This window comes from Marinibium conchae (genome assembly GCF_015595035.1).
Classification (GTDB): Bacteria; Pseudomonadota; Gammaproteobacteria; order Enterobacterales; family Alteromonadaceae; genus Glaciecola.
This window is the reverse complement of record NZ_JADNRN010000002.1, coordinates 326,373-345,263: the sequence shown is the minus strand read 5'-3', so window position 1 is coordinate 345,263 and position 18,891 is coordinate 326,373. Positions and strand designations below refer to the sequence as shown.

Genomic DNA, 18,891 nt, shown 5'->3' with positions numbered 1-18,891 from the left:
TACCTATAAATTATCGTTATTAAAAATGGGGTTAATACTCATTCCTGGCTGAAGCATTTGCAAGTTACCCGTAACCACCACGTCATCTGCCGATAGCCCGTTTTTTATAACACGCATGCCGTCTTTGGTTAATGTACCGAGGGTGAGATATTTGCGGTTTACCACGTTTTCCTCACCCACGACGTAAACATATTTGCGCACTTGCTCAGATCCTATAATTCGGTCAGGAATCAATATGCCCTTGAAGGGTGCTTGAGGTGCAATACGCAATCGACCAAACATACCTGGCTCAAGGATTTCATCAGTATTTTCAAATGAAGCTCGTATTTCAATCGTTGCCGTACTTAAATCTAATTCGTTGGCAACATAATCAATCATACCGACATGAACGAAATCATCCTCATCCTGTAGCTTCACTTCTACAGGCCACTGCTTTCCACGCTCTGCGGTATTCTCTTCTTCTTGAGCGCGTCGAACGTAAGTCAGCACGTCAAGTTCGCTACCTTCAAAATAAAAATCAATCGGTTGAATAGAGACAATCGTGGCGAGTAATGTGCCGCCAGCGTCGTTCCCACTGATTAAATTGCCTTGATCAACGAAGCTTCGACTAATACGCCCACTGATTGGAGCCTTTACCTCGGTAAATTCTAAGTTCAAATTAGTTTGTTCGAAGTTGGCCTGTGCTATAACGAGCTCTTGTTGGCGACGCTCTAGCTCCTCTTGTGAAATAGCATTACTTTGACGTAAACGTTGTGCACGCTCAAACTCACGCTTTGTCACTTCATAGTTTGCTTTAGCCGATTGATAAGCAATACGAAAAGGTCGCTGGTCGACAATAAATAGTGTCTGTCCTTTTTCTACTTGCCCGCCATTTTCAAAATTAACTTGTTGCAAAAAGCCACTTACACGCGCCTTAACTTCAACTCGCTCAGATGCTCTGAAGCGCCCTGTATATTCGTCGTACTGACTCACTTCACGTTGCAAAGGCTTCATCACCGCTGCAGGCATGGCCTCTCCGTATGGGTTTTGGTTGTCGGACGATTGTTTAGAGCAACCGGCTAACACTGCTATGATTGAAAGCAGCACGACATGAACGAATTGAAAAGATTTCACCAGTATTTCCTCATTTTTAAAGTAAAAGTATAGGTATTTATGCTACGCAATTAACTATGAGCTTGTTAACTTCGTTGCAAGACTTTTTGACCAAATTCCCTGACAAGTCACTAACAGAAACACGCAAGCTAAGCCTGACAAGCTTCCCCAAATCCAGAAACTTTTTACACCAATAAATAAGTATACTGAAGTTGAAATAATCGGCATTACTGCCATCGTTAATGCGCCAAGACTCTCTTCTAGCCCTAATATACTGCCTTGCCTCGTTGGATCTGTTTGCGTTGTCAGCACCGATTTAATAGTCGGTAAGCAAATACTAAAGCCTAAATTTGCTAGATAATAAACACATAGCAAAACACTGTAGAGCTCGACATAAGGAAAGCTAAGTAACCCGATAAAGAGCAAGAATAATCCAAGTGCAAGAGCTCTTGCCTCGCCTAGTTTACTAACGATGGGTTGTATCAACACCAGTTGATTGAAAATGGCAAATCCACCGACAAAAAACAAAAAGTTACCAATCTGTATTTCGGTGAGCGCGAACTGATCAAGTAGATAAAACACCATTACTGAGGTGTACGATGCTAGTGTTGCACCTAAAAATATGCGCACAATGAGTATATTTTTTACAACTTTTTGTCCTTTAAGATCACTAAATGACGAACGCAGTTTAAATGGCTTGAACCAATCAATTGAACTCGCCCGAGCCTTATCTTTTAATGATTCCTGCAATCCAAAGGCGATAAAACCAAGTGTTAATAAACTCAAAAGCCCCCCTACCAACGCAGTTAACAAATAGCCATATTGGGAAGCGATGGTATATGCACCGATTGCGGGGCCTACAATCATACCCACGCCCATAGTAGCGCTCAAATAGCCAAAATAGCGGGCTTTTTCCGCTTTGCTTGTGATATCTGATAAATATGCATTAGTGACCGAACTATTGCCACCAGTAAGTCCGTCAACTACTCGCAATACGATTAAGAAGGCTAACAAAATAAAGACTGGTAGCACTAACATGGATTCGACAAACCATAGGACGACAAACAAAAGCCAAGAGATAAAGGTGCCGCCCTGGGTGATTAGCAATATGTTGCGTCTACCAAATTGGTCAGAGAGGGCACCAAAAATAGGTGCGGCCCAGAATTGACAAAAACTAAATAACGCGAGAATCAAACCGAATGTCCAGTCGGGCATTTGCCAGTTTCTTAACATGACTGGTATCACGGGTATCAGCAAGCTAAACGACAACGTGTTTACCAAGGTAAGTAGTAATACTGGTAGTAGTTTTTTCATAGTAGAAATTCGTTAATGCGTGTTCGTATTTGGCTAAGTTAAGCACAATAGTAGAATGATTACCTATACTTCACTAGTAGCCTATTTTGAGTTTCTTTATTGTTCAAAATGGAATAATAATGATATGTATACATTCAAGGGATTTAAAAAATGATCATTCAGAATATTGACGATGCATTTGCGATTGTAAAAGCGGCCAAAGCCGGCAGCTTTGCCAAAGCAGCAAGGCAAATGAATATGCCAGTTGCGACATTTAGCCGACGAATTGCCAAAATGGAAACACTAGCAGGGGTACGCTTTTTTGATCGTACAACGCGCTCATTACACATTACCGAAGTAGGTAAGTTGATTGCGCAACATGCACAGCGCATGATAGACGAAGCAAAAAGTGCAGAAAGTCTTATAGAATCACTACGAGATACGCCATCAGGTACCTTGCATATTTGCGCACCTTTAACGTTTGGACAAGGCTTGTTGTCGGATGCGCTAAGTCAGTTTTTAAAAACCTACCCACAGTGTAAAGCCACCGTTGAATTGACCAACCGACAGGTAGACATTGTGCATGAAGGTTTTGATATCGCGATCCGCGCTGGTAAACCTGGTTACATGGATGTTATCGCAAAAAAACTGTGTCATTTACGTGCAGGCTTTTATTGTCGTACTAACAGCCAACACACAAAAATAAACAAAATCGAACAGTTATCAAATGCCCCCGTAGCGGTGCTTCGCCCAAAAGATAGATATCACATTGACCTAAGTGCCAAAGATATAGCGGGAGATTCGATTATGATTGATTGTAAACCCATTTTCTTATCAACAAACCCGTGGTTGGTTAAACAAGTCAGTGTGCAAAATGACTACGTTTTTACGATGCCGGAATTTATGCAACAAAACGATTCTTTGCATAGATTACTACCAAACTACAGTACGTCGAGTTTAGATATATACGCGACTTATATATCTCGAAAACAGCTAAGACCAGCAATCAGAGAGTTTGTAGATATTCTGAGTGCTAGTTTACAGTGAGTAAAAAAAGCAATGGCCTGTCTACGCATGAGATTACAAACTAACGCGCCTTACAAAGCTTCCACAATAAGACATTGCAACAGACCTACTTAGTCAACAAGACACCTGTCACAGGAAGTAGCAAATAGCTTTAATCCGCCTTATAATCAAATTCATCGCTTGCATACGTCTCGCCGAAAAGCTCGAAAAAGCATTCGTCCATATATTACCAAGGAAAGGATTTCATGAAGAATTACCCTACGCTTTTTACCACTATCGTTATAGCCCTTTGTGTAAACCTCAGTGTAATTGAAAAGAGTGATGCAAAAAACTTAGTTGATGTGAGTGCTTTTCCAGACTGGTTTGTAGACTCTTTAGCGCGTGAGACCGCTATTGACACTTCAACTGAGTTCAAGAATACGGACTTAGGCTTCGGTGGTGCTGTGAAAGGAAGTCTTTTGCTGAAAGGGAGAAGTGAGGGCTATTGGTATTACACTATCGATATTGCCACCAACGCACCTGTAGAGTGCCATATTTTTGCAAGTTTTGATGGGCCTGCCAATGCCGTGTCGAACGTTGTTGATAGCACCCTACCTTCGATTGAAAAGGCCTATGACAAGCCGTTGACGAAGCGCAGAAACTTTGCCTTAGATATTGGTGTTAGTGATGAAGTAGCATACGTGCTATTCGATACTCTATACACTCTAGGAAAACCGGGGGAAGCTGTTTCTGGCATCTTAAAAACCTTAACTGCTCAAACAGGTGATAACTTACTCATGTGCCTCCATAATGAAGTGGGTTATCGCGCTACTTTTAAAGCGGTTTTTGAATCCTTTGTTGCTGCGGCGAAACCCAAACAAGACAGTAATGTGTTTTTTGAAAACGCTTTTAAAATGTCATTTAATGGTATTGCGATGGGCTACTCTCGAGAAGTGCATTCGCTAGATCAAGATGGTGATGTGCACACTCGCCAGTATAATACTATGCTATTCCCTTCTAGCAGCGCTGCAATATCAAAATCAGACACCTTTGTAGAACAATTCGCTCGTATTGACGGTTCGCTTATTAATCTTTATGAGTATTCTGTTGAAGATGGTAGCCTCTCCCATGAGTATTCAGTGAGCGTGAAAGGTAATGATTGGCATGTAGAGGGCGAACGTCAGGGCGAGGCAGTTGGTGCCGTGCTCGAGTATGATGGCTGGCTATTAAGCACCTTCGGTAGCTACTTGGCCACAGCTGAATTGTTAAACGGTGAGGAAAAACGAGCTGAGTATCAAATGTGGTTATCATCGGCTAACCCGCTTGCAGCAATGCCAACCACCTTACAAAAGCTGGAAGGCAATAAAAACGCCAACGTAGAACTTCAAGTCGGACCGATTAATGCTAAGTATTTAGCCAAGCTTGACGGTACGTTTTCCAGCATGTCTTTTGCTCAAGAGGGCATCACCTTAGAAATGACCACCTTGTATCAAGTGGGAAATCCGGTGTTAGAGACGAAAGACTAAGCGAGCAAGAACGACCTTTTCCATAGAGCTCCTTTTGATATGGGCAGGGCAGCTAAAATGCACTAGCTCAGTGTTAGCTACTCAAGGTATTCACCTCTGCCGCTAGTTCTTCTTTTACTTCTGAGAGAAGTGCATTCTCTTTACCGAGCTCTGCAGCTTCCAACTGATTCGTTTTCGAAAGCTGTCTGAGATCTTCAATAGTGAGATTGATATTGGCACTCGCCTGCTCTTGGTTAGTCATCGCCAAAGACACTTTCTGATTCAATTCGGTAATACTCAATACGGAATCATCAACGGTCCTTAAGATACTGTCAGCTTGTTGCACTTTGTCCTCGCTAATTTGAGCATTATTGCTACCTAGCTGAATCGCCTCCACAGCATCCAAAGCCCCCTTCTGCAGCTTAGCGATAATAAGCTGAATTTCTTCTGTCGACTTCTGAGTTCTCGATGCTAAGGTCCTCACTTCATCGGCTACTACAGCAAAACCTCTCCCTTGCTCACCCGCTCTAGCTGCCTCTATTGCCGCATTTAAAGCAAGTAAATTAGTCTGCTCTGCAATACTGTTGATCACATCCACTACGCTACCTACATTTTTAGCGTCATCATCTAAACGCTCAATCACTGTGGCTGTGTTTTGGATTTGCTGAGACGAGGAGCGAATTGTTTCGATGGTCTCTAACATGACATCCTGACTTGATTTAGCCGAATTCTTTGCATTTTCAGCAAGCTCTGTCGCTTGTTGAATGTCACCTGCTACTTGAGAAGAGATTTGGATCATTTGAGCGGTTGCGGTCGATACATCCATCGTCTTTTGATTCTGCAAATGAGCACTATTAACTAGTTTATCGGCCCCCTGACTCAAACCACTGCTAACAAGCTCTAGCTTATTCTGGGTCTGCTCTAAATGCGTACAAACATTTCTTAACTTATTATTTAACAGTTGAATAGCATACGACATTTCACCAATTTCATCTGAACGGTCAAGATTGTGATGATCACTAAAATCACCATTGCTTAGTGCACGCAATTGGGCAATGAGACCAACAATAGGTTTTATAATACCCTTATTCATGTAAAGGTTAGATATCACGATACTGGCAATAAGCGCAGATAAAATCACGACAACAGTGAACCATTGAGAGCGCTCTGCACTTGATTGCAAAGCAGCATTCTTCAGCGCTATTTGTTCCTGAACTTGAGAAACCAGAGCTTGAAGCGCCGTTCCGGGGGCTCGGTCAATACCCCTTACTCTCGCATCACCTTGTTTGTGATCGAAATTACTATTTTCGAAACTCTCCAAACCCAGTTCATATTGCGTTAGCAAGCTTGCATGAATTTTTCTGAACTCCGTCACTTTATCCTTCAGATCTTGCGAAATCGCCAGAGCGGTAATCGACTCAGCTTGCCTTTGCACTTTCTCATGCTGGGAAACGAACTTCGACCAGTATTTATCTTTATCTTCTTTGTTATGACCGCGCAAAAGGACATTCTTCCATTCTTGAACCTGTGTTTTAAACTGTAGGTTCAAGTTACCAATTTCTGCCCCAGCCACATTATCAACCTCAATAAGTTGCTTGAAGGTATCAATTTTGCTCGACAAGAGCATATTAGAAATGAGTGCAATAACACCCACAAGCAAAAGAGCCGCTGTGAGTAGAGCTAAGATTTTCGTTTTTAAAGTAGTGAGCTGAAATGCGCCTCTTCGAGATGTAGAGGATGGGGAGATTCGCTGATCTTGCATAGTAAGGACTCTTCAAAAAAATGAATTAGAAAGTCCGTTTATCATCAATTTACCCTAAAGCTAAATACTAACAACAGCAATGTTGCTCTTCAAAACGAAGATACTGAGTTTATTAATATTTCCAGCTCGGGTACTAAGTCATATATCGACAGGTTCATTATTCTATGAACCCAAGAATGGAGTATAGTCTAAGATTATGACAAAATTATGTAATTGATGTTAGCAAGGTACCCAAGTACATGAGCAAAGTGATGCAACTCATTCACCGTGCCATTGGCGCTCAAATTAATCTTTTCCTGAACCAATCGCCTGTCTACGCATGAGATTTCAAACTAACAAGCCTTACAAAGCTTTTATACAGAGGTGTTAATTATGGATCCGACAGAGTTGTTCAAGCACAAAAATGAAAAGCACGAGTAACTGATCTAAGCAGAGCACAGAGAGACTTTACCACTAGTTTTACACTCAATGTTTGTTTTGATTCTGTTTTACTATGAGTTCTGTAGCAGGGTCGATGAGCCCTTTGTGTAACTATCCTATAACAAAAGATAGAATTGTTGGCTCTTATTCTATCGACATCAATTTTTATCCAGGTAGCGACGCTACTTGGCAAAAGGAACATTTTTCATTTGAAATTACTGAAAACGATAAGTTCTTATTTCACGAGAAACTCAAAGATGGGAACATTAAAACAATTAAGGGAAGTATTGAATATTATCGCAACGCTCCCCCATTCTTATTTCGTATTCATTTAGAAGAATATCATCCTTTGATTGATGAGTACCCTAGTTTATATCGAGGCAATCGTAAATTTTATTATGTATTTGAATCAAAGTTTGGCAACATGTTTTACAGAAAGGTAGATAGCTAACAAAGCTTGAATATGATGGTATTGAATTTACGCGCAGCGACTAGGATTTGTAGTGATAATCTAGGCTACAACATTTGCCAAATTTGCCCGCACTTAGTTAGCACCAAATTAAGCGCCGTTCGCGCTCTTTGCGAACGTCCGTCTTCATTGGTTTGTTATGCGCCCTGATTTTGTACATATATTGCCATCAAAAGACTGTTAGCTTTTATGTCTGAACTAAGCTCACCTGAAGGATCGAGACTTATAGATTTTGAGATATATCCTTTAAATACAACTCGATCACCTTTTTGAATAATCTGCTTTCCTTTTGGTTTGATAAAACTCGTGACCCAAATAGGTTTAATTCCTTTTATTTTAAGGTCAAGTTTGTACAGGTTATTATTTTCAACAACAATGTGGTCGATAACTGTACCACCGAGGGCTGTGATTTCGCCTTCATACTTGGGATTCAGTTCACCATTTAAAAATGGATTCTCATTAGCCTCTTTCGCGAATTCTCCTGAGAAGCAATTCGTTGAAAAAAATAGTGAAATTACAATTATGATTCTAAACATTACTCTGCTCTCTGTTTGGCGCATAACGCTTGTGTATGAGGCTGGCATGTAGCGCCAGCGGAATGCCAGTCCTAGCCGCGCTTTTTTGCGGCGAACATGACACACTTGTTAGGTGTTGGCCCATTCCGGCTTTTTTCCAACCCATTCAATTTTTTCTTCTTTTATTTTAGCAAGGCATTTTGCATATAGGCGGTTTCCATTTTTCGTATATCGAACACCATAATGTGCTGAGTGAGGTGTTATTTCTACGTCGATACACCCAGATTCCTCAAAGTACCTCTTAATAAATTTCATATTAGGTGGGTCGTATATTTTAGAAATCAACTTTGGCAGGTAACCCAAAAATAGCATGATTCCCACAAAAACTATAAATCCAGCAATAAGGCCCTTAACTATTTCCATGCATGTACACCTAACACCCGATTAACGGGTGACCAGGTTATGGCGTGGCGCTTGCGAATGCAAGTGGCATGACATGAGATGGGCATCTCTGTTCAATCGTTTGTTAGTTTTCGAACTCATTTATGATCTCCATATATTTATCAATATTTGGACTTATATCGATTCTTTTCACTAAACCATCTCGCATGAAAAACAATAGCCCTTTTTCATCGCTCGTATAATCTGTGAACTTACCGTCACTAACTTCAATTACAAGATCCTGAAATGCCTGAACTAATTCAGACTCATCCATACTAATTGGTGAGAAGCCGTCTAAAGTAAATTGTTCAGACCTTACAGAAATTCCACTGACTACAAATTGCGCATCGCAGTCTAAGTAAACTTCTAATCCTAAATTTGAATATTTATAAATTTCTGAGGAGCAACCATTCGCACAACCTTCATTCTCAACTGAATTGGGTTGGCCAAATTTCGACACCAATGTTTCTTTCGTGTCTCCAAACTCCAAACCTGACAAACCTATCAAAGGTAAAATTTTCACTAGAGAACTAACGCCGCAATCAGCGGTAGACTAGTTGTTGATTGTTTTGTGCGTTAATGGCGAAGCCATGCACAAAACAAGCGACGGCTAGGCTGTCCAAGCCACGAAGTGGCTGATGCTGGATTGCCTTGTTAGGCATTTTTTCTGATAAATAGTGTTTTCTCATCCTGCCCATCGAAGAGACCTACTTCGTGATACTTAAGATCAACAATCTTTTCGAGGCGCACAGATGAATAGCCCCAAACTACGCCATCATATTGAAATGGAAATTCCGAATCATTTGGGTTCTCGCTATGGATGTAAACTGAATTATCCATTGTATCTTCCTTTACTAGAGCGAAACACTGAACTTCGTTTCCACGATGGGCAGTAATAGACTCAGCTAACATTAACATATCGTATGTCAATTCATCACAACGTTGACGATTTTCAGGCCGAGCGTTTCCTTTTCCATCCCAATCTGGATGAGTGTGCCAAAGATCAAACCACTCGTTTGTGTCTAGACGCTCAAATGAATCGCGACACTTCGCCTCCATCTTTTCCCAATATCGATTAATTCTTTTCTCGTATCTACGATCCATAACGTAAATGATGCCTAACAACTTATTATGCAGATCGCATAGTAACAACGACACTCTTTCATTACGCCACGACCTTATAATTATTTAATATCAACAGCTTACTATCTTTTTAACCATAAATCCCAGCAGTTTTTTCTGTGATTACTATGCATGCATAGTAATCACAAGGTCAAAACAATTTCTAAACACTTGCCAATATTGCTCTATGGACTACTTGCGCTTTTTTCAGGCGAGGTTAACTGAACATCTCAAGTCCAAGTATATAAAAAAGGAGTCAACTTCCGCTTTGTCTCACTTGCTGACACTCAAGTTCTAAATAGTTCTCAAAGCGGACTCTGAGGATTTTTGAAAGTCTGGAAAGTCATTGTTGGAAACTGCTCCGGTTTAGACAAAGAGCGGAGCTTAAGATTTTTGTCTTGCCACTCCTGTTTTGTGTCTATTACAGATTCATTTGATACCCATACAGAAATCAAACGTACTAAATTACCACGTTTATAACTCACCAGGTTCATGATGAAGGCCGTGATGAAGAATATGACAGCACAACATCGCGTAACTCCTCGGTCCCTCCCGACAGGCCCCGTGACAACGGCGTATGAACGCAAGGTGGATACGGGGGAGGTGCGACGAGATGACGCGCAAGTCGCTCTGGCGGCAAAACTCGATACCCTGCACGAGTCCCTTACCTCACTCCCACCAGTACCAGCACGCATCGACAAACCGAAAGAGAACAGCTCTACAAGCAGCAGTCCGCTGTTATTGTTAATGGCACGATCCTTCGCATCCGCCCAGTCTTTTTTTCGAAAGAAGTTCTATTTGTGGTCTTTTGGTCCACCACCGCGAAGTATGTACATTCATGGCCCGGTTGGGGTCGGCAAGAGCTTTCTAATGGATCTCTTTTACGCGTCGGTTACTGTTCCTGATGATCATTCTCGCTGTAATAATGATAGTCACAGTCACACTCACAAACAGGCAAAAATAACCAAACGCCGCGTCCACTTTCATGAATTCATGTTAGAAGTTCATCATCGAATCTTTGTCTACAAACAAACGCACCCAAGAGATGATGCGCTCCCCATCATTGCGCAACAATTGGCACAAGAAGCCCAACTCCTCTGTTTCGATGAATTTCAAGTAACAGACATTGCCGATGCCATGATTTTGAAGCAACTGGTTTTACTATTATTGGATTGGAATGTCGTGGTGGTGGCCACCTCGAATCGCCCCCCCGAGGCATTGTATGAAGGTGGGATCAACCGATCCCTCTTTTTGCCATTCATCGACATATTGAATCAAACGTTCGACATTATTTCCATGGAGGATTCCAGTGTAGATTACCGACTCGAAACTCGAGCGGGTGGTCAATCCTATTTTTGGTCAAACAATGATATTCATGGCGATAATAGCAGTAGCAACAACGTGCAGGCGCAGTTGCTAGAAATATTTGGTGGCAATGCATCCGGAACGGAGGCCGAGATCATTCCTGTCCTCTTTGGTCGCACCGTCAAGGTCGCCCGATTGAATGACCGCTGCGCTTGGTTTGACTTTTCTGAGTTGTGCTACCAACCGCTCGGGGCGGCCGATTATATTTCCCTATGCTGCCGATTTCCGGTCATCATCATAGAACGCGTTCCCCAACTGGACGCCAATCACCTCAACGAAGCGCGGCGGTTCGTGACCCTCATTGATGCGTGTTATGAAGCTCAGACCCGCTTGGTGTTGGCAGCACAAGTCCCGCTCGACGAATTGTTTGTTGATTTTGAAGCGCAGGTCGACAGCAGCGATGGCGATGGAGAATTAATTGTCAGTGAAAAGGGAGGGAACTCGAGTTCCTTTGCGACGACTATGATTCGCACCAAAGCCGGAGAATATTATGAGTGGTCGGCGACGGGGCGAATTGGTGTGTCACTGGCACAATTTTCGTCCGCCAATGATCTCGCCTTTTCCTTTCGACGAGCTGCGTCTCGGTTAGTAGAAATGGGTGGAAAAGAATGGGGACGGCAATGACGAAAGGTCATTATCATGCAAACCACCGCACCTATGCCTAAGTAGCGGCTTGAGTTTAGCTGTGTCGCAAAAGTGGCAGGCTTCAATCTCTATGATGGTGTCTTGATGAGTAACGCGCAAGATAAAAGTAAACTCGACGTTCTGAAGAGTTCGCATTGCGGACTCTGAGGTTTTTAAAAAATTAAAAAATTCTTCATTATCAACTTGGTCTGGTTTAGACAAGGAGCAGACGGTCAGGTACAACTCGTTTCTGCCCCAAAACAATTTAGGAATATGCTAGTAATTCCACAAAAACTCAAAATAATTCAACCTTGTGAAAATATTATGAACATCATAGAGTTAGTAGAATATGATATGGTTCAAGTTCAGTTTAACTACACCAAATTGAAGAGAACGTTATGTTGTCGCATTCAAGCCTTAATCAAGCTATTAAAAGTCAGGAAGTGAATTATGAGGAACATTGATTGGAACAGCATAATACATAAGGTATTGGACTTCCTTTTTTCCTATATCAGACCATCACTCGCCAAGTTTGTCATAGGGCCAATATTAGTCACTGGCTTGGCTCTTCTAAGCCAACCTCTTTGGATCGAATTCCTGAACTGGGTATTGGTAAATCAGGATATGTTTCCGCAATGGAAAAAACCAATAGCTACAGCAAACGGTCCTTTGGGATGGTCACTTATATTATTAAGCATTGCTATTTACTGTTTTGAAACATTCCTCCAGTACAAAAAACTTGCACTAGGAAGCTCAAAAATTAGCGATGAGTTAGTTGACAACTTATCTGATGAAACATCTAAGAAGGTCGCAGATAAACTTACGGAAGTAGGTTTTACAGCCCCTCATTTGCAAGATGCCAGCATCGAGAAACAAATAAGTGAAATAAAAGAGTTTAGATTTTTTGTAAATTACCCGAAAAAAGAAACTTCTACCAAGTTGGCTGACAGTATATTAGACGGTGAATTGAAAGGCGCTAGCCCTTTACTGAAAGCCAAAGCGCTAGCACTATTGTCGAGATACATTTGCTTTGAAGAAATAGAGCTTAGCAAATCATATCTTAAAGAGTCTAAAAGGCTTACAGGTACTGAAGAGGCTGAGGTTGCAGAAGCGTTTATAGCCGCAGTTGAAGGAAACGAAGCTGAAGCAGTAGATAAATTATTAAATAAGCCAACGCCTTTAAGTTATTCAGCAGTTTTTATGCTTAAACAGAGAAAGCAAAAAGCTACTGATGCTATTCAATGGTTGTTTGATTCAGGGCTGACAATTCGATCATTAGACTCTGATGGCCAACAATCGTTGCTAAATTCTCTTCTGCAAGCTGAACAGTGGGAAAAAGCTCTGGAGCAGGTAGATGAGTTAGGTGACTTAACTCGAATTGAATCTATTGGATTATCTTATACAGTCGCAATGTCGCTGTTGACCAACTCAGTGAACGTTCCTGAAATAAGACGTAATATTGTTCTAGAAGTGCCGTTTGCCGCAGAGAAATACCCGCTCGCAGACGATGCGAAATCCGTTGAATTGAGACTTAAAGCAGCGCAAATGTTTACGTGTTGCTCTGCACTCATATATTGTGATGTTGGGAAAGATATTGCTGCGTTATCAAACCAATATTCACTCTGGCTCAGATTGAGAACTCCTGAAACTCAAGAAGATGCACAGAGGGAACTGCAATCCTTTTTTTCTGATTATTCTATTGATTCCCTAAAGTATTTGCCATTGGCGTTTTCTTTTGGCTTAGATGTTGACTACAACAAGGTTGAGAAGGAAGTTGATAAGCTATCTATATTGTACGGTGAAACCAAGCGAGATCTAGGATTAGCCAGATTTATTTTTGCCCATAAGCAAAAGGGTTACACTGAAGCATTGGAATATATTCGGACTCACAGAACCCAAATTGAAAAAGGAGTTAACCCCAGCGCAGCAACAATGTTTGAAATTGAAGTTTTAGCTGGTTGTGGGCTTGTTGATGAAGCAGAAGCCTTGTTGGAAAGCGACAACTTAGTACCTGAAGAACAAAAGCCGCTGCTTAAAAACATCATTGCTACACGTAGAGGCGAAGATCCTATTGCTATGGCGATAGAGCAATATAAAGAGACCAGAAAAGTAAGTGACCTAGCCCAGCTTGTAACAATGCTCTCAGCTTCAGGAACAAAAGATGAGTTCTTATCGTATGCAAAAGAGCTATTCGAAAAGACTAAAACAGAAGCTGATGCAATAAACCTTGCAAACGCTTACTCAAAAAATGAAAAATTTATAGAATTGGACGAGTTTTTGGAAGGTAACAAGGAAATAGTTGATCGAAGTGAACCTTTGAAACTTCACAAGGCGTGGTCATTGTTTAGAAGTGGAAATTTGAAAAGTGCTAGAGAGCTAACGGAAGAATTATCTAGAATCGGAAATGAACGGCTAGATGTCGAAACCTTAGACATTCATCTTAATATTTATAGCGGTAATTGGGATGCATTGGCGGCTGTTGTAGAGGCTCGATGGGAGAAAAAGGAAGAGCTAAGCAAAGCTGAGTTACTTCAAACTGCCAGCATAGCTAAAGCGCAGTTACCAAATAGAGCGAAAGAAATTTTGGAGTTCGCTACCCAGAAATTTCCTGATGACCCAGAAGTTCTGTCTTCTGCCTATTTCACTGCCACTTCACTTGGTTGGGAAGATAATAAAAGTTCATCTGAGTGGTTAAACAGAGCAGCAGTTTTATCATCAGAAAATGGTGGGCCGATACATACAGGCTCCTTCGAAGATATGAAGGAAATGATGTATGCACAACGTGAGCAAAATGATCATGTATATAAAGCATATTTAAACAATGAGGCACCAATTTTCTTATTAGCTGATCTATTGCACAGAAGTCTTTCTGATTTTTATTTAATACAGCCTTTTGAAAATACAAAAAACAATAGCGTTCATAAGAAAAGTGCAATTGCAACATTTCACAGCTTAAGAGAAGAAAAATTTATAGACGCAGAATCGATTACGGTGGATGTATCAAGTGTACTTACAATAGGCTACTTAGGACTTCTAGACCCTTTCTTCAAAGTATTTCCTAAAATTGTAATCGCTCATTCTTTGCTAATGTGGCTATATGAAGAAAAGCAAAAAGTGGCTTTCCATCAACCAAGTCAAATTTCGAAAGCTAAAAACTTTGAAAGCTTGATATTAGATGACTGTATTCAAGTAGCCCCTACCCGCCTTATTGAAGACCCTAAGCTAGCATTGAGCGTTGGTGATGAACTCGCCATGTTGATAGAAACTGCGGTGAACGGGGAAACAGTAGAGCATCAATGTGTAGTTGTAAGCCATTATCCTGCTTATCATGTAGGTAGTTTTAGGCAGGAGGAGGTTGACCTTTCTCCCCACCATAAAAACTTAGTTTCGTGTGTGACGTTGATTGGGAAGCTTAAAGAACTTTCTTTATTGACTGACACTGAGCATAGCGGTGCGGTTCATTACTTAAAACAACAGCAACACGGTGAAACTTGGCCAGAGGAGCCTGAACTCTCTGATTCAGCTTCAGTGTATTTAGACTCACTGTCTGTAACCTATTTAATGGCTCTAGGTGTTTTAGATAAGTTTAAGGATACGGGCATCAAATTGTACGTACATTCAGAGGTTCATAGGAGGTATAAGGCTCTGCGAAACTTTGATTTTACTATCCAAAAAGCGGACTCGGTTCTAGATAAGATTAAAGTAGCTTTTCAAGCTGGGCTTGAGACTGGCCAAGTTACGTTGTCTGAAATGTTGGATGCATCCGAGCGGAGGGGACATCGTATTGAATCAACGCCAATAAGTGAGCTATTTCACAAAGAGTGTATTACTGGCGGAGTGTTGATTGATGATAGAACGATAAACCAGAACGCAAACATCCAAATAGGAAAGAAGACCGAACCAGTATTTACAACTTTGGATTTATTGGAAACTCTTCATTTAAAAGGGCAAATAAGTGCAGAAGATAAGTATGTTTATAGGGCAAAACTTAGGGAGTCAGGGTTTGGTGTTATTACAGCTAGTTCTGAAGAGGTGCAGTATCATTTGGACAAGTCCAATGTAAAAGATGGTGTTCTTCGTCCGGACAAAGAGCTTTTGTTGGTAAAGCAGCATTTATCTCTCTTAAAAATAAGCGGCTTGATTAAGTTGCCTAGGGATGCTCATTGGCTAAATAACACTTTGAAACAGCTATCAGATATCCTGAAGAGGCAATGGAATGAAAACATTTCCATCGATGAATGCATAGCTAGGTCCAATTGGCTCTATGACTTGATTGACTTTAGATCTTGGGCACAGTGTCACGATATTAGAAATGAAGATGGCTTCGGCTATTTTGGTGAATCACTTCGAATAAACCTTTTGATAGTTTCGACTGAATTTGATGAGACTGATAGAAAAGTAGAGTACGAAAAGTGGCTAAATGATTATGTATTGCAGCCATTAAAAAATGATGACTCAATTAGCTTTAATACTGTTGTGGCTTTATCAAAGGGGTTTATTAAAAATGCGGTAGAAACTGATCTAGGCCAGTTGCAGGATAAGCGCAATGGATAGAAACTATGAGGAAAAGGCATATATCGCAGCGCATTTACTTAGAGTGTATCCCAAATCTATAAGAGCCGAAATTTTAAAAGATACTGATTTTTGTAAAGATATTGATCTTGTGTCAGATGCGACCATAACCTTTGGCGGCTCAGCAGCTTCTTTTTCTAGGGCTGTCATCATGACAAGCGTGCGTCAGGCATATGCTTCTAAAATTGGTTCGGCAATAGTTAAATGTGAACAAGATAATAATTGGGAAGTTTGCGTAGGTTCAGCTGCTTCGATATCGACAAAAATTACAGGAAAAGAAGAGGAATTTAATACAGATCTCTTTTGGGTATTAAACCCTGACAGTGATAAACGAATAGAGCTATTTAAGGAAGAGGCGGAAAAATATAGGTTACCAGTAGCTGATTCGGAAAAGTGGATATCCATTTTACGCGATGAATTAAGTGATGAAGATGCCGCCGAACTTATTGCAGATCTCAGACTTACACCTACTTACCTAGAGCAAGTCTTAGGGCATGAAGGACAAACACGCGTTAACAGAATTGAGACTCTGGTGCCTAGAAGCCTCAAGTACTATGAAAGACTTATTGGCGTTTACTCTGGCAGTAAAAATATCGTTGACTATTGCGAAAATGAATTGGTTGAGCATTTTCAAGATAAGGACACTAATTTTTTAAATTTTATAGCTTGTGCTAACTCCTCGATATCAAGAGCCATTGCTAAAGAAAAGCTGGATGATGACTTGTTCAAGTCACTTATAGAGGATGCAATTCAGTGGCAAAACCCATTTATGTTAATTGGATGCATGGAAGTGGGGTTAGCCGACAAAGCTGGAGCTTTTGAACAAGAAATTAGTGCGGCTTTTGATTGCTTAATATCACCAGAAACATATGAGCAAATAAAACTCATCAGTGCTCTATTTGTTTTTGTCGATGGAGAGTTATCCCGACTATCCATATTTAAAGAAAAGCCCTCTTTCTACAGGCGTTTTGCAGCTTTTGGTCAAGCTTCTTTAATAGCCAAAGTAGCCGTTGAATATGGCTTCCAGTTTAGTGATGTACAGAAGTGGGCGATGGAACAAAGAGGACTTGTTTTTTACTGCCAAACATTTATTGATTTGAGGTGTGAACCAAGGTGGTTACCCGAATACATTTCAGCTCAACAGTTACAAGATGAGCTTAATGGAAGGCTGATTGGCGCGCTTAATACCTGCGACAACCAAATATTTTCTAACAAGTTGCGGCAAATATTGGAAAAGGAAAAGCCTTTGCCTTTGAATGCTTTTTTCTCTGGCCCACTTGAAGGAAATATTGAACCTAACGTTATTCCAGATGATGTCAGGAAAAACTTGGAAGAAAAGCTTGTTGGCACAGCTTCTTTAGAGGCTTTTACTGCATTAATAAATTTGACTCAGATTTGTAAAGTTGATTCTAAGTATGCAGAGCTTGCAACATCCTTATTGGAAAGTACACAGCATCAAATTGAAGGTGATGTGAATAAAGATATAATTTATCAATTATTAAATGGTTTGGCGACAGTAGCAGCTAATCTCAGAAGTAAGAAGCTTGCAGGATCAGTAATGATATTGAGTCGTGTCTATAGAGACTTTTTGGACACTAATGGCTCTCCTGAACACATCTTCGGGGTGGGGATGGTGTCAGCAGCAGCCTTTGATGATAAAGAAGAGTGGGCTGAGTTCATTGGGCAATGGGCTTTTGAGATAGTTTGCTTGGATCTAAATGATGGAGTTAGGGGATCACTTCTAGCGATGCTAACAGAATTGTGTGTTCTAGAACCATACCTTTACTATACATGTTCGCGGTCATTAGAAGTTTTAAAAGCTTCTTACTAAATCGTTTATTTCCAATAACGAGTTAGGGCGACCGTCCGCTTCACGTACAAACCAGACCTATGAGCCGTTGAAAAATCTTTTAACTTAGAAATACTCTCAATTTCCGCTTTGTCTCACTTGCTGACACTCAAGTTCTGAATAGTTCGCATTGCGGACACCCACGAATTCGAATAATCATGCTGAATTTCAATTAAAAAGAGGTAGCTGATCGTAGTCTCGATACCTCACTTCTACGTCATTGAAATTCCGCCTCCAGCTTTTACTGGCTTTGAATTCGTCCCCTCGAATACTTCTATCAATAAACAGTTTATCTTCGGTTAGCCATTCAATATTTGGTGCAACATGTCGAGGACGCCCATTGATAATAAAGATGTCTCCGGATGCATAAGGACTAAACCATACTCTTCTAGAATTAAGTCGCGAAGTCTTGGGTATTCGGTTTTGAGCTAATGCATTGGGTCAAGCCGCGGAATAAGTGGGGTCAGCTCAATTTATTGAGAAGTAAAAAGACAAACTAACCATGGAATGAAATGAGCTCAGGGATTGGCAATTACTTGATCAATTTCTTTAAAAAAACACTGCGTAAGGGAAGCGATGAGCGCTAGTGAGTCCGGCAGCGATACCTGCGAACTGGTTTGCCTTGTTATAAATTGCTTTAGCCAAGCAGCACTAAAAATTGAATATCGAACCGATAAACTCGAATACAGCCATAATGCTTTCTAGTAGAATTTCAAAGAACAAATATCCCGAGTAGTGCCCCAATGCTAAGGATAAATAAAAGAAAGGCGAGTGTTGAAAGCATAAACATAGTGTAAGAACCCTCCTTGTCTAATTTGCTGCTGAGTATATGGCAAATTAACATTATAGACTAGCGT

At 40.8% G+C, this 18,891-nt stretch carries 13 protein-coding genes; 6 read left to right on the top strand and 7 right to left on the bottom strand.

From position 1 onward, the window contains the following. Positions 1-3: 3 nt before the first annotated feature. Both ISG33_RS09310 and ISG33_RS09305 read right to left on the bottom strand, forming a co-directional pair. Positions 4-1,113, bottom strand: a complete 1,110-nt coding sequence (locus ISG33_RS09310) for an efflux RND transporter periplasmic adaptor subunit (protein ID WP_195733329.1) — start codon at positions 1,111-1,113, stop codon at positions 4-6. A gap of 54 nt (positions 1,114-1,167) precedes the next feature. Next, positions 1,168-2,406 (bottom strand): MFS transporter, encoded by a 1,239-nt coding sequence (locus ISG33_RS09305; protein WP_195733328.1) that lies wholly within the window; start codon positions 2,404-2,406, stop codon positions 1,168-1,170. Positions 2,407-2,556: 150 nt separating this feature from the next. Between ISG33_RS09305 and ISG33_RS09300 the strand changes: the two genes are divergently transcribed. Both ISG33_RS09300 and ISG33_RS09295 read left to right on the top strand, forming a co-directional pair. Next, positions 2,557-3,432, top strand: coding sequence for a LysR family transcriptional regulator (locus ISG33_RS09300; protein ID WP_195733327.1), 876 nt, complete (start codon positions 2,557-2,559; stop codon positions 3,430-3,432). A 224-nt stretch (positions 3,433-3,656) separates the two neighbouring features. Continuing rightward, complete coding sequence (locus tag ISG33_RS09295) at positions 3,657-4,916, top strand: hypothetical protein (protein ID WP_195733326.1); 1,260 nt, start codon at positions 3,657-3,659, stop codon at positions 4,914-4,916. Between the two features lie 73 nt (positions 4,917-4,989). Here the strand turns inward: ISG33_RS09295 and ISG33_RS09290 are convergent, their stop codons facing one another. Beyond that, complete coding sequence (locus ISG33_RS09290; RefSeq protein WP_195733325.1) at positions 4,990-6,657, bottom strand: methyl-accepting chemotaxis protein; 1,668 nt, start codon at positions 6,655-6,657, stop codon at positions 4,990-4,992. Positions 6,658-7,150: 493 nt separating this feature from the next. On the opposite strand from ISG33_RS09290, the gene ISG33_RS09285 reads away from it, so the two are divergent. Beyond that, the gene (locus tag ISG33_RS09285; protein WP_195733324.1) at positions 7,151-7,528 is read left to right on the top strand and encodes a hypothetical protein; all 378 of its coding nucleotides are present in this window, start codon (positions 7,151-7,153) and stop codon (positions 7,526-7,528) included. 155 nt (positions 7,529-7,683) lie between these two features. On the opposite strand, the gene ISG33_RS09280 is transcribed toward ISG33_RS09285, so the two are convergent. The 4 genes from ISG33_RS09280 to ISG33_RS09265 form a co-directional block, all read right to left on the bottom strand. Then, positions 7,684-8,082, bottom strand: a complete 399-nt coding sequence (locus tag ISG33_RS09280) for a hypothetical protein (RefSeq protein WP_195733323.1) — start codon at positions 8,080-8,082, stop codon at positions 7,684-7,686. Between the two features lie 108 nt (positions 8,083-8,190). Then, on the bottom strand, positions 8,191-8,484 hold the full coding sequence (locus ISG33_RS09275) for a hypothetical protein (RefSeq protein ID WP_195733322.1): 294 nt from the start codon (positions 8,482-8,484) through the stop codon (positions 8,191-8,193). Positions 8,485-8,587: 103 nt separating this feature from the next. Next, the gene (locus ISG33_RS09270) at positions 8,588-8,962 is read right to left on the bottom strand and encodes a hypothetical protein (protein ID WP_195733321.1); all 375 of its coding nucleotides are present in this window, start codon (positions 8,960-8,962) and stop codon (positions 8,588-8,590) included. A 194-nt stretch (positions 8,963-9,156) separates the two neighbouring features. Continuing rightward, positions 9,157-9,606 carry a hypothetical protein gene (locus ISG33_RS09265; protein ID WP_195733320.1) on the bottom strand — a complete coding sequence of 150 codons (450 nt, stop codon included), beginning with the start codon at positions 9,604-9,606 and terminating at the stop codon, positions 9,157-9,159. A 525-nt stretch (positions 9,607-10,131) separates the two neighbouring features. Here ISG33_RS09265 and zapE point away from each other — a divergent pair. The 3 genes from zapE (at position 10,132) to ISG33_RS09250 (ending at position 18,016) form a co-directional block, all read left to right on the top strand. Next, positions 10,132-11,613 carry a cell division protein ZapE gene (gene zapE, locus ISG33_RS09260; RefSeq protein ID WP_229333516.1) on the top strand — a complete coding sequence of 494 codons (1,482 nt, stop codon included), beginning with the start codon at positions 10,132-10,134 and terminating at the stop codon, positions 11,611-11,613. Between the two features lie 450 nt (positions 11,614-12,063). Further along, positions 12,064-16,167: an HTH domain-containing protein gene (locus tag ISG33_RS09255; RefSeq protein ID WP_195733318.1), complete on the top strand. Its 4,104-nt coding sequence runs from the start codon at positions 12,064-12,066 to the stop codon at positions 16,165-16,167. After that, positions 16,160-18,016 carry a hypothetical protein gene (locus tag ISG33_RS09250; RefSeq protein WP_195733317.1) on the top strand — a complete coding sequence of 619 codons (1,857 nt, stop codon included), beginning with the start codon at positions 16,160-16,162 and terminating at the stop codon, positions 18,014-18,016. Before ISG33_RS09255 ends, ISG33_RS09250 begins: the two co-directional genes overlap by 8 nt. The last annotated feature ends 875 nt before the right edge of the window (positions 18,017-18,891 follow it).